Raw genomic sequence first — 10776 nt, forward strand, 5'->3', positions numbered from 1 at the left:
GCCATCACCTCAGGTCGCTAGAGGTTGCCGAAATCGTTCGCGGCGTTCCGGCAACAAGGCAAATGGTAAGCGCAAACCACACGATTGGATGGCGGATGATCAGATGTGGCATTCCGAAGATGACGATCGACACCACCAGCACGAACAGGGCATCGAGCTTCGCACGCCATGCGCATAAAGCCGCCGCGCCGACAATCCAGGCCAGGGCCAGGACCGCAACCAAACCACCTTGAGTGTACAGATCGAGAATCGTGTTGTGAGCCTCGAAAGGCCGGGGCAGAAATTGGCTGTAGGAAATGGGCGGGCGCTCCAGATGCGGGCCAGGACCAAGGCCCAGGGATCCTGACGTTAGGCCCTTGCCCAATGCATCTCCCCAGAGATGGATTCGAAGTGCAGCGGTTTCGGCGGTCGCTTCGCCGCCCTTGTCCTTGGTAAGACTCAAGGCGAACTGTTCGACGCTGCCCACCTCCGTGACGATGTAAGGCGTCATCGACATGGCCAACGGAAGGAAGCCAATCATCAGCAGGAGGGTAACTTGCCGGGACAGGCTGACCTTGCCGTCACCGGCTGCGAGCCATGTCCGAACCCGCAGCCCAAGAAATATCAGGCCGACCAGGACCGTCGTGTAAAGATAGGTATCACTCTTCGTCAGCCTTCCGACATAGATGATCAGGATAAGGCTGCTGAGCCCGGCCAACCTCGCCCACGGCTTGCTTGTAGTCGTCGCAAGATGCAAGGCGAGCGGACCAAGGAGTGCGCAATAGAGCGCGAGCTGGTTGGGGTTCTCGGACCAGCCTCGGAAGCGATCCCAGTACCAGGGATCGACGCCGGATTGGTGGATCCAACCCCATCCAAGTGCCAGCTGAACAATAAAGCATGCATTCGCAATCGCGACCACCCACCAGGCAGCACTGCGCAGACGGCGATCCGCGTCGGGCTCCGCGGCGGCCAGGCAGGTGACGCAGATCAGCAGCAGGTAGGCTACCCCATCGTGCATCACCACCGACAGATACAGTACCGTGGTCAGGTAGCCAACGATGGTGCCAATACCCAGAGCGAGCGTGATGATCAGCCAGAAGCCCGCAACACGGATCAGGGCGGGCCTGACTACCAAGTGACCGCCGGCGAGCACCCGCCCGATCGACAGCATGATCCAAAGCGCGAGAAACAATTCGCCATAGCCGAAGGGCAAGCCCGGAACTGAGAGCTGCGCCGCATACGACATGGCCACGCCGCAGGCCAGGATCGCGTCCCGGATCATCGGCGCGCTCCACCCGATCCGCGGTTTGCAGCAGGCTCTTCAAGCAACACCGGCGATGCCGGTCGAGCGAAGCCGCCCTGGGATTTGGCACTAAGGACATTGTCGTAGAGATCGCAATATTGCTCGACCACCCAGGGCAGCGAGAACTGCGTCCGGACGAGCTCGACAGAGCGAGCGCCCATGGTCCGTCCTTTCCGGCGGTCGGACAGGACCTCTATAATTCGAGAGGCAAGGCCGTTCGCATCGTGCGGGGGGACGAGATGGCCGTTCCATCCGTCCTCGACCACCTCATTGCAACCAGGCATCATCGAGGCGACGATAGGCAATCCCGCGAGCCCTGCCTCCAGCAGGACGCGCGGAATCCCTTCTCGGTATTGTGTTGGAAAGGCGAACAGATCGGCCATGCCAAGAAGGGCAGGAACGTCGCGTCGTGGACCCAAGGCGATGACATGCGGCACATGTCGATCGATCTCAGCCTTGTCCACTGCAAATGGGCCCTCGGATTCCAATGGGCCGACAAGCACGAAACGGGCATTGGGCCTTTCCGACAGGATGCGAGGGACTGCCTTGAGGAGTGTCGGGATGCCTTTCTGGCGCGTTAGCCGGCCGACAAAAATTACGATCTCGGCGGATTGGAGCCCAAGCTCTTCGCGCATTTTCATCGCCGACGGGGCAAGATGCCTTGCCATGGCGAACGCATCGACGTCGATTCCAGAACTGCGGATCACTCGTCCGCTGCCGCGTCCGATCAGTCGGTAGCGTTCAAAGAATGCCTGATCGTCCCGATTCTGGAACACCGTAGCCGCCGTCCATAACGACGAAAGCCATTGCAGTACGCAAAAGATTGGGCGCAGGGCAAGGGCGCGCGGTTCCAGGGACGAGAACGTCCAGCCCAGACCGTTGATAGTGCGCACGACTGGAACGCTTCCGCGCACCGCAAGTGGCGTCACCAGGTTGGGCTTGGTGTCGAAGCTTTGGATAATGTCCGGCCGGAGTTCCGCCATCAGCTTTCGAATGGTTCTGATGGCGGCCCATTCTCCGCTGCTGCTGGAAAATCGGTCGAAACCGTAGCTGCGATGCGGAATGCCATGCCGCAGGAATGCGGCTTCACCGCCGCTCGACACCGCAGTAACACGGAATCCCTTCTCTCGCAGCGACATCAAGAACGGAATTCGCAGGGCATGATCCTCGCCTCCGACACACACCAGATGCGGATTCATCCTGCGTCTCCTGACCGTTCGCTGTAGCCCGATCGCGCGAAGTGGCCGGCCCTTGAATTTGCTTTCATGGTGTTGGTTTCGCTACCCATCTCGCCCAGGTCACGGTAGGGGCAGGTCTTGCCACTGTCCTCGTCTGTTTAAATGACGCAAACCCTGTCCCGGCAGCGGGCCGCCGTACCCAGCCGGTTCAGGTCGCCGCGCGTTGCATCAAAGAGGTCGGCACTGCCCGGGTGCCGAGCGCAGAGTGGTCCGCAGACAAACGGCTCGCGCTCCGCGGCACACTTTCCTGTCATTGCTGGCTGTCGTCGGAAAGCCGCCTACTTTAGCGCGGCTCCCATCATCGTCTGGATGCGCGAAGTTTGACCACGCGGGAGGTGATCGTCCGTGCCTCCGAGGCTAGCAGGATTGGAATGCCGTCGCGAACCGGATAGGCAAGTCCTGCGCTCTTCGAAACGAGTTCATCGCGATCCGAATCCCAGGCAAGTGAGCCCTTGGTCATTGGGCATACCAACCATTCTAACAACTCAGGGTTGAAAGAGGCATTCTCTTCGGCTCGCTTATCCGTATCCATCTGCTATTCCTTTCTCGGCCGTGACATCAACAGTGAGCTCCGGCGCGAGCGCCCTTGGCGATACAAGCCGTCACCCGACGTCATCGCTGTAATTCGTAGGATTCCGGCAAGTGTCATAAGCCTTGCAAACTGCACAATCACGCTAGGTGCAGGCTTGGCCACTGTCGTCGTCCGTTTGAATGAATCGACATCGAACGGAGCCGTATGGCGGCGAAGTTGAACGTGAGGCGTTAAAAGCGTGAATGGAGCAAGCACGATCGGCCATATCGCCATAGGCGACCGGAAGGTTTTGTTATTGAAGACCGCTCGCGGCTAATGCTCTCGAGCCAGTGTCTGATCCTTCCGGCCAGTCAATACGGGCGACGAAATCGTAAACCGGGCCGCCGGGTACTCCCCAATTGCTTGACCAGATCACCTGTGAACCGTCCGGGGACGGCGAGGCGTGGGTCTCACTCCAGTAGTCGAATGGAACGTTCTTCGTCTGCACAATGCGCCGGACCTCTCCGCTGCCGTCGATGCGCAACGCGATGACTTCCCGCGCATACGGCGCCCAAGCCGGATATTTCGATACTTCGTCCGGATTGCCCGAATAGGTAAGGAACACCCAACCGGGCCTGTCCAGCGACCTGAGCGAGGCATGCTGTGCTTCACCATATCTCATGAGCGAGGTGACTTTCCCATCTGACAGCCTTCGCTTGATCACCTGGAATATGTCTGGATCGGACTTACTGATCCCCACATAGATTTCGCTGCCGTCGGCATCGACGGTCATGTCGCCATGGCCAGGCCGATGATGCTCAGTCCATTTCTGGCGCAGAACGCCGTCAACAGAAAAGATGAACGTCTGTTCAGTGTCGTCTTTCAGGTTCTGAATGCATAAGACGTTGACGCCCAGCGGCGAGATTGAGCAGGCGCCGTTGGCCCCGACAAGCTGTGCGAGATCGATTTCCGGAAATTTCCGCCGCTGTCTGAGATCGTAGGCAAAGACGACCGCTTTGCCGTCCCGGCGAACCGCGCGTACGGCAATACGGCTGCCATCACGGCTTGGATTACCTTTGTATGGCCCGAACTGGAGATTGCTACTGTCAGCCGAAACAAACAGGACCTCCTCATGATTGGTGCGTGGCGCCCAGGTCGAGATTTTCCGACCACCGACGCAGATCATCAGGTCGGGATCGTGAGGATGCCATTCGCATTCGGTCGATCGATCACGGCGAAAAAGCGGGGCGTAGGTGCGCCCATCCAGGAAGCATAAGCCGCCGCAGCCGTTGCTGATGACAAGAAGGCTCTGATCCGAATTCCAGGCCTGGGCGCTCGAATAGCGGTGGCTGCAATATTTGCTCCCGCATGCGATGCCGGCGCCGAGGATTCCGGGTTTGGTTATTCGGGTGAAAGTTGTGCCAAATGCCGCATCCTTCGCGGCGTGCAGGTAATCCGGCAGGTCCATGGCTACCGGCGCGACGAACTTTGTCGATGCGACGTCCTCTCCACTCACCGCCCCGTGGATAACTATGGATATCGCGCTGACAGCAGCTAACGTCAACGCCAAGGCAGTCTGGTAGCGAGAAAAGCGCATGTCATGTCAACTCGCGCGGTTTCTTTTCAATAATTCGATTTTCCATATTATTGGATATCTTCTTGTCGACGCTTCAAAACCGCATCTCTCTAAGCTTCAACTCTTTTAAATTTCGCCCGCGCCGCGCCGAACTTGTCGATTACTCCACGCGCTATCATTTCTGTGGCAGCTGTGAGCCCGTTCGAATCTAAACTTTCGACGCAAGTTGTTGGCACGGGAAACGATCCAAGTTGTTCCCCAATGAGATTAACGTGGTCAATATGATCAAGACTGCTCTGCAGATCGACTTCGAGGAACTTCTGAATGATACCGAGGTTACGCCGGCGTTCCTTCAGACGGACCTCTAGAATTTCCCTTGGCGCCTGCAATCGGACAAGCAGATCCGGTTTGGGTAGAAGCTCGAGCGCGCGCGACACCCTTTCACGATCCGTTACGCCGCTGAACAAAACCAGTGAACATACGAATTGCACCATACCCTGGTCAAAAATTGAGATCGTGTCATTGGACGCTATTGCCGCGCGCCAAGCTTGAAGAAGAGCTTCAAGATGCCAGTTCAGGCGAGCCGCCCACAGCTCATTCTTGGGTGGAAGAATCTTAAGCACTTCTGCACCGAGAGAACGCTGTCCGATCCACTTTGAATGCAAGCCGGAGACCAGTTTGAAGGCGGCCCTTCTAACCGGATGTCGGCGGTCACCGGTCTGCAAAACAACACAGTAGCCCTGAGCTCGCAAAACGTGCACCAGCTCGGACGCTAACGTCGTCTTACCAGCACCGGACGGCCCAAATAGCTCCAAGATCATCTTTCAATCCAGACTGAGGGAAGCCTACTGGCAGTGACGTCATGTCCATTTGCTGAAGCGAACGCCCATCTCTTCCTGGGATGTCTAGCCGACGAGCCAGGAATCCGCGCCATCCGTATGAATGACGGTGTGGTCACGTTAGGATATCGACGGACGCCAAAATCGTGAACGGAAGGAGTGCGTTTCGGTGACTATCCTTCCGGATTGCCTACCGTCCGTTTACCGTTCCGTCTCCGAAAGGGATGTGCAGTAGCCCTATTCCCCAGCACACTTCCGCGAGGGCGCGGCAGTCATGAGTTCGGCATGTCTCATCCGTTCGAGGGATGCGAGACACCCAGCCTTCTGGAAACCTTCTCTGTGATGGACGCAGCCAACTGGCCGTTTATCCCCTCTATCGCCAATAGGGCAGCTTGGTCGGCTATCCAATGAAAGTGTCGGACAAAAATCTTCGATCTCATCTGCAGGAGAAATCGTATGAAAGCAGGCATATGAGCGAGAACCTCGAGCCACATCAGACGGCAGCGGCAAATACGGCTATACCTGCCAATTACAACGCCAAGGTCGCGGCAGTCGCGGCCTATGAGCTCCCGACAAAACAGAGATATCAAGATCCGAGTTTTGCGAGCTGGTACCTGAACGGCTATGCAGGCCGGTTGAAGCTGTCCACCGTTGCGTCATACGTCATTGCGCGACGGGAGCAACGCTGCATCGCCAAGGCGCTGGAGAGGTGCAGCCCGCCTCCATCTCAGGTGCTCGATATCCCATGCGGAACCGGGAAGCTGGCCGGCGTGCTGGGCCAGCATAATTGTCGGGTGCTGGCTGCAGACATTTCAATGGAAATGATGGCCTTGGCTAAATCAGCATATGAAGGTCAATCAGGATTTCGGGGATTCATCCGATGTGACGTGACGCAGCTGCCGTTCGCCGACGAAAGCTTTGATACGGTGGTCTGCCTTCGCCTCATTCACCTTATCCCGCCACATCTCAGGCGCGACATTATCATTGAGCTCGCGCGCGTTGCCAGCCGTCGCCTGATCGTATCCTACGGCCTTGGCACCCGCCTCCAGAGAATACGGCTAAGGCTGCGGAAGATGATCACCGGAAGGATGTCGGCGCCTCATCCCGTCAATCTCACCGTTGCACGACAGGATTTCGCGGCGGCGGGGCTCAAGCTGGTACGCTCTTTTAGCGTCCTGCGGTTCCTGTCCTGCGAGCAGCTGTTCGTACTTGAGAAGGTAAAGGCTTGACCTGCCGCCGGTTTGCAGTCTTCGCGTTAGCACTGGTATTGCGGATCAGGCCGCTGATGGTTGTCAAAAGCTGAAACGGCTGCGGGAGGTAGCTGTGGAACCGGCAGGCAAGGCCATTCCGGCGCGCATGCCATCACTCGACCTGCTGCGCCTAGCTGCAGCCCTCGCGGTCGTGCTCTTTCACTATCTTTTTGGCGGCGCGATCGCGGGCAATCTCGACGTGGAATATCCTGCCGCAGCACCTTACGCCATCTACGGCTATCTCGGCGTCAATCTGTTTTTCCTGATCAGCGGTTTCGTCATCGCGTGGTCGGCCGAAGGTCGAACCTGGCAGGAATTCGCGGTCGCCCGCTTCGCCCGGCTTTATCCCGGATTCCTCGTCTGCATGACCGCGACGTTTGTTGTTCTCGTCGTCGCCAAAGATCAGCGTTTTCCGACCGATGTTCCAACCTATGTAGCCAATCTTTCCATGTTCGCCCGCCTCTTCGGCAGGCCGTCCATGGATGGCGTCTACTGGTCGATCATGCTCGAGATCCTGTTTTACGGCTGGGTTGCAGTGCTGATCTTTGCCGGCGCCTTTCAGCGCTGGAAAATACCCATCGCGGCCATCTGGCTCGCAATTTCGGCAACCAACGAGTTCTTCTTTGGGAACCCGGTGATACGCATTCTCTTCATTACAAACTATGCGCCTTTGTTTGCCGCCGGCATCCTCGCGGAAGACATCGTTGCAAGGGGCCGTTCACCGGCTGCGTTCCTGTTTCTTGCCGTCGCGTTCCTGGTGTCTTGCCAGACCGCAATGTTCTCTCACAACTGGATGCAGGAGCACTTTGGCGCAGCCATTTCGTATCCGGCCCTCCTCGCTGCCAATATAGTGGTCTACGGAGTCTTCGCTGGCGCGATATTGCTCCGCTCCGTGATTGCTCCATCCAAGGCTATCATGATGCTCGGAGGGTTGACTTATCCGCTGTATCTTTTGCACCAGTATATCGGCTACATTTCGCTTAACGCGCTGGCGCCTCATGTCGGCAAGAACGCCGCATTCTTCGTCGTGTTGGCCGGGGTCCTCCTTGCCTCTTTTATCGTCTGGCGCTTCATCGAGACGCCGGTACGCAAGCCGCTCGTCCGCGCCCTGGTGTCTGGGATATATCGCCTTGCACCAGCCTCGCGGCCAATCCGGCCAACCTCTTCCGCGCGAACGTCATGATCAGGAGCTTTCGGCGGATGCCGCAGAAGATGTTTGAGTCCAACCGTCGCCTCGCGGAAAAGGCAACTGGGTAGCCCCACGACGCCTGCGCAAGCGAATACATGATCTGTGGGTCAATCCGCAGGCGAGCAGCAGGCCGGCGATCAGGCGAGACAGCACCGGGGTTCCTTCCAAGCCGCCGATGTTGCACGGCACCGCTGTTGCGGCAATGCCGGCTGCGAGGCGCATTCGCATTTCGGAGAAGCGCCGTCTAGATCGGCAGCTTCGTCGATTGTGTCACATTTTGTTCTTGCTTTGTGCCGGCAGCTATGCTAGTAATTCGGGTACGGTGCAGATTCGCACTGACGACCCGCCGCTAGGCGGGTTTTGTTTTTGGTCTGGTTTTCAGATTTCCCGGCCGTCCTGCGTCGGACGGCTTCTCGACCTCGCCATTCGAGCCAAGCTCCACACGGTCGGATCAAGTCAGCCGAGTCTTATCCCGAATAGAACCATCCTTGGCTGGTCGTCGATACCGTTGCGGAAACGAGTTCGAAGGGAGCGCCCCTCCAACGCTCAATCCTACTTCAAACCTCAATATTTCTGTCAGAGGGTGTCGGTATGTGATTTGGCGCTAATATACGCCGTCTGTAAGTAGGCACGGTCGAAACAGAAAAAGGAATATTGGATGACAACTCTGCATTACACGTCAGGTGGATCGGGCACGGAAATTTCGCAAGCCGGATTCAATCTGGCCGACGTTTCATCTGTTGACCAACTCAATGCGCTGCCGGACGGTATGAAGGGCTTGGTCTACCTCAACGAAACCGACGGAGCGACGTCGTCCTTTATCGACAAGATCACGCCTTTCATCGGCAATCCGAAGCTGTTCGGATTCTTCCTTGTCGACGAGCCGGATCCCACCGGCCAATGGGGCACCTACGCCTCCGCCGCGAATCTGAAGGCAGAATCCGACTGGATTCACGCCAATGTGCCGGACGCCAAGACCTACATCACGATGATGAGCTTGGGGACGTCCGCGAATCCGGATTTTTCGAACACGTACAATCCCGCCAATACCGGTATCGATTACTACGGCGTGGATGTCTATCCTGTCCGCACGGATGGCGCGGTCGACTATAACATGATCGATAAATTCGTTGCCGCCGCTCAGGCATCGGGCATCCCGACGAGCAAGATCATTCCAGGCTACCAGACGTTTGGCGGTGGCGACTATAACACCGACATGGGTGGCAAATATGTCGTGCCCACCGCCGCCCAGATGGAAACCATGATGGACCACTGGGCCAAGCTGGTTCCGTCACCCGCCTTCGAGTACGCGTACGCCTGGGGTTCACAGCGAGGCGACACCGCGCTTGAGAGCTCCCCGGAACTGCAGGCCGTTTTCCGGCAACACAATCTCAGCACCGCCGGGACTGCTCCTTCCGAAGCTGCGGCCACCGATCCCATTTCTACGGCGACGGTCCCTTCCGAGGCCACCACCGGCGATAGCACCGCGACTGTCACCGCTCCTTCCGAAGCCACCACCGGCGGCAGCACCTCGACCGCCACCGCCCCTTCCGAAGCCACCTCCAGCGGCGGCACCTCGACCGCCACCGCCCCTTCCGAAGCCACCTCCAGCGGCGGCACCTCGACCGCCACAGCCCCGGCCGAGACCATCACCGGCGGCAGCACCTCGACTGCCACCGCCCCTTCCGAAGCCACCACCGGCGATAGCAATCATGGCAAGACCACGCTTTCGCATCTCCTCGCCGGCAACGGCGGTTCGATTACTACCGCCGCCTCCGGCGCTACCGCCAGCGATGGCAGTCATGGCAAGACCGCGCTGTCGCCCCTCCTCGCCAGCGACGGCAGTTCGACTACTACCGCCGCCTCCGGCGCTACCACCAGCGATGGCAGTCATGGCAAGACCGCGCTGTCGCCCCTCCTCGCCAGCGACGGCAGTTCGACTGATACCGCCGCCTCCGGTGCCACCACCAGCGATGGCAGTCATGGCAAGACCGCGCTTTCTCACCTCCTCGCCAGCGATGGCAGTTCGACTGACACCACCCACGATAATGCCGGCGACAAGGTAAGCGAGGGCAGCAACGTTGACCGCATATTGGCCTCGTTGAGCCATTCTCTTTCGGCCGGCTCGGAACTTCTCCCGACCAACGATCCATCCGACAAGACGGCAACCAGCCTGATCCGCCACGGGTTCGCGCAAACCGTCCAGCCCGATGAAAGTGTCGGCGCCCAGGCAAAAAACGGCGCCGCCGCCGAGATCATGTCTGGCCACGGAGGCAACGATGCCTTCGACTTCAGCAAGCTTCAGGACAAGCTCCACCTCGATCAAGCCGCTCTTACCGAGCTTAAGTCGGGCGGGCTTTCATTGCATACTTCCCCTGCTGGTACGGCTACGGATGATGGTTCCCACCACATCATCTTTGACAGCTCAACCGGGTCGCTCTCTCTCGACAGCGACGCGGTCGGCGGCGCAGCTCAAGCGCAGCTCGCTACCCATCTCCCGTTGCAGCATCACTCTTTGATCTGAAAACCGGAGCGGCGGACCTTCAACTCGAGCGTGTCCGCCGCTCCGTCCGTGTTCAATTGCGCCACGGAAGCTTGACTAAGAAAAATGCGATATCGGCAGACATCAGAGAGATCGAAGTTGGTCGCATTATCGCCAATGCGAATTTCGGATTCGCCGCACTAGGCGGTCTCGGCAATTTTCAGCACGGCGTCGATCTCGGCCATCACCGTTGCCGGCAGCGGCCCTTTCTCCAGCGCACCGAGATTGTCCTCGACCTGCTCGGGCCGCGTGAAGCCGGGAACCGGCAAGGCGATTGCCGACTTGGCGAGTATCCAGCCGAGCGCGCCTTGCGCAAGCGTGCGTCCGCCCGAGGTGAGCAGGTCGCGGA

The 10776-nt window shown here is 58.6% G+C and carries 9 protein-coding genes; 3 read left to right on the forward strand and 6 right to left on the reverse strand.

Going from position 1 to position 10776, the window contains the following annotated elements:
- Positions 1-4: 4 nt before the first annotated feature.
- The 5 genes from NKI29_RS18670 to NKI29_RS18690 form a co-directional block, all read right to left on the reverse strand.
- Positions 5-1261, reverse strand: coding sequence for an O-antigen ligase family protein (locus NKI29_RS18670; protein WP_023675611.1), 1257 nt, complete (start codon positions 1259-1261; stop codon positions 5-7).
- The gene (locus NKI29_RS18675) at positions 1258-2481 is read right to left on the reverse strand and encodes a glycosyltransferase family 4 protein (protein WP_352569011.1); all 1224 of its coding nucleotides are present in this window, start codon (positions 2479-2481) and stop codon (positions 1258-1260) included. Before NKI29_RS18675 ends, NKI29_RS18670 begins: the two co-directional genes overlap by 4 nt.
- Positions 2482-2818: 337 nt before the next feature.
- Entirely contained in the window at positions 2819-3052 is a 234-nt protein-coding gene (locus NKI29_RS18680) for a Trm112 family protein (RefSeq protein ID WP_023675609.1), read from the reverse strand.
- A 292-nt stretch (positions 3053-3344) separates the two neighbouring features.
- A complete protein-coding gene (locus tag NKI29_RS18685; RefSeq protein WP_352724524.1) occupies positions 3345-4628 on the reverse strand; it encodes a hypothetical protein in 1284 nt (427 codons plus the stop codon).
- Positions 4629-4717: 89 nt separating this feature from the next.
- A complete protein-coding gene (locus tag NKI29_RS18690) occupies positions 4718-5428 on the reverse strand; it encodes an AAA family ATPase (RefSeq protein WP_023675607.1) in 711 nt (236 codons plus the stop codon).
- Positions 5429-5853: 425 nt separating this feature from the next.
- On the opposite strand from NKI29_RS18690, the gene NKI29_RS18695 reads away from it, so the two are divergent.
- From NKI29_RS18695 to NKI29_RS18705, 3 genes are all read left to right on the forward strand, one after another.
- Positions 5854-6675, forward strand: coding sequence for a class I SAM-dependent methyltransferase (locus tag NKI29_RS18695; RefSeq protein ID WP_352796920.1), 822 nt, complete (start codon positions 5854-5856; stop codon positions 6673-6675).
- A 94-nt stretch (positions 6676-6769) separates the two neighbouring features.
- On the forward strand, positions 6770-7879 hold the full coding sequence (locus NKI29_RS18700; RefSeq protein ID WP_023675605.1) for an acyltransferase family protein: 1110 nt from the start codon (positions 6770-6772) through the stop codon (positions 7877-7879).
- 664 nt (positions 7880-8543) lie between these two features.
- Positions 8544-10409 (forward strand): calcium-binding protein, encoded by a 1866-nt coding sequence (locus NKI29_RS18705; protein ID WP_352569008.1) that lies wholly within the window; start codon positions 8544-8546, stop codon positions 10407-10409.
- A gap of 158 nt (positions 10410-10567) precedes the next feature.
- Here NKI29_RS18705 and NKI29_RS18710 read toward each other — a convergent pair.
- The coding region (locus NKI29_RS18710; RefSeq protein ID WP_352796922.1) for an aldo/keto reductase at positions 10568-10776 on the reverse strand (209 nt) is incomplete at its 5' end.

The sequence above is a fragment of the Mesorhizobium sp. M0678 genome (assembly GCF_040320505.1).
Lineage (GTDB): Bacteria > Pseudomonadota > Alphaproteobacteria > Rhizobiales > Rhizobiaceae > Mesorhizobium.

Excerpts from the sequence above, each read along its gene's own strand:
- NKI29_RS18705 (WP_352569008.1), top strand. The coding sequence starts at position 8,544 with ATGACAACTCTGCATTACACGTCAGGTGGATCGGGCACGGAAATTTCG.
- NKI29_RS18675 (WP_352569011.1), bottom strand. The coding sequence starts at position 2,481 with ATGAATCCGCATCTGGTGTGTGTCGGAGGCGAGGATCATGCCCTGCGA.
- NKI29_RS18670 (WP_023675611.1), bottom strand. The coding sequence starts at position 1,261 with ATGATCCGGGACGCGATCCTGGCCTGCGGCGTGGCCATGTCGTATGCG.
- NKI29_RS18685 (WP_352724524.1), bottom strand. The coding sequence starts at position 4,628 with ATGCGCTTTTCTCGCTACCAGACTGCCTTGGCGTTGACGTTAGCTGCT.
- NKI29_RS18695 (WP_352796920.1), top strand. The coding sequence starts at position 5,854 with ATGAAAGTGTCGGACAAAAATCTTCGATCTCATCTGCAGGAGAAATCG.
- NKI29_RS18680 (WP_023675609.1), bottom strand. The coding sequence starts at position 3,052 with ATGGATACGGATAAGCGAGCCGAAGAGAATGCCTCTTTCAACCCTGAG.
- NKI29_RS18690 (WP_023675607.1), bottom strand. The coding sequence starts at position 5,428 with ATGATCTTGGAGCTATTTGGGCCGTCCGGTGCTGGTAAGACGACGTTA.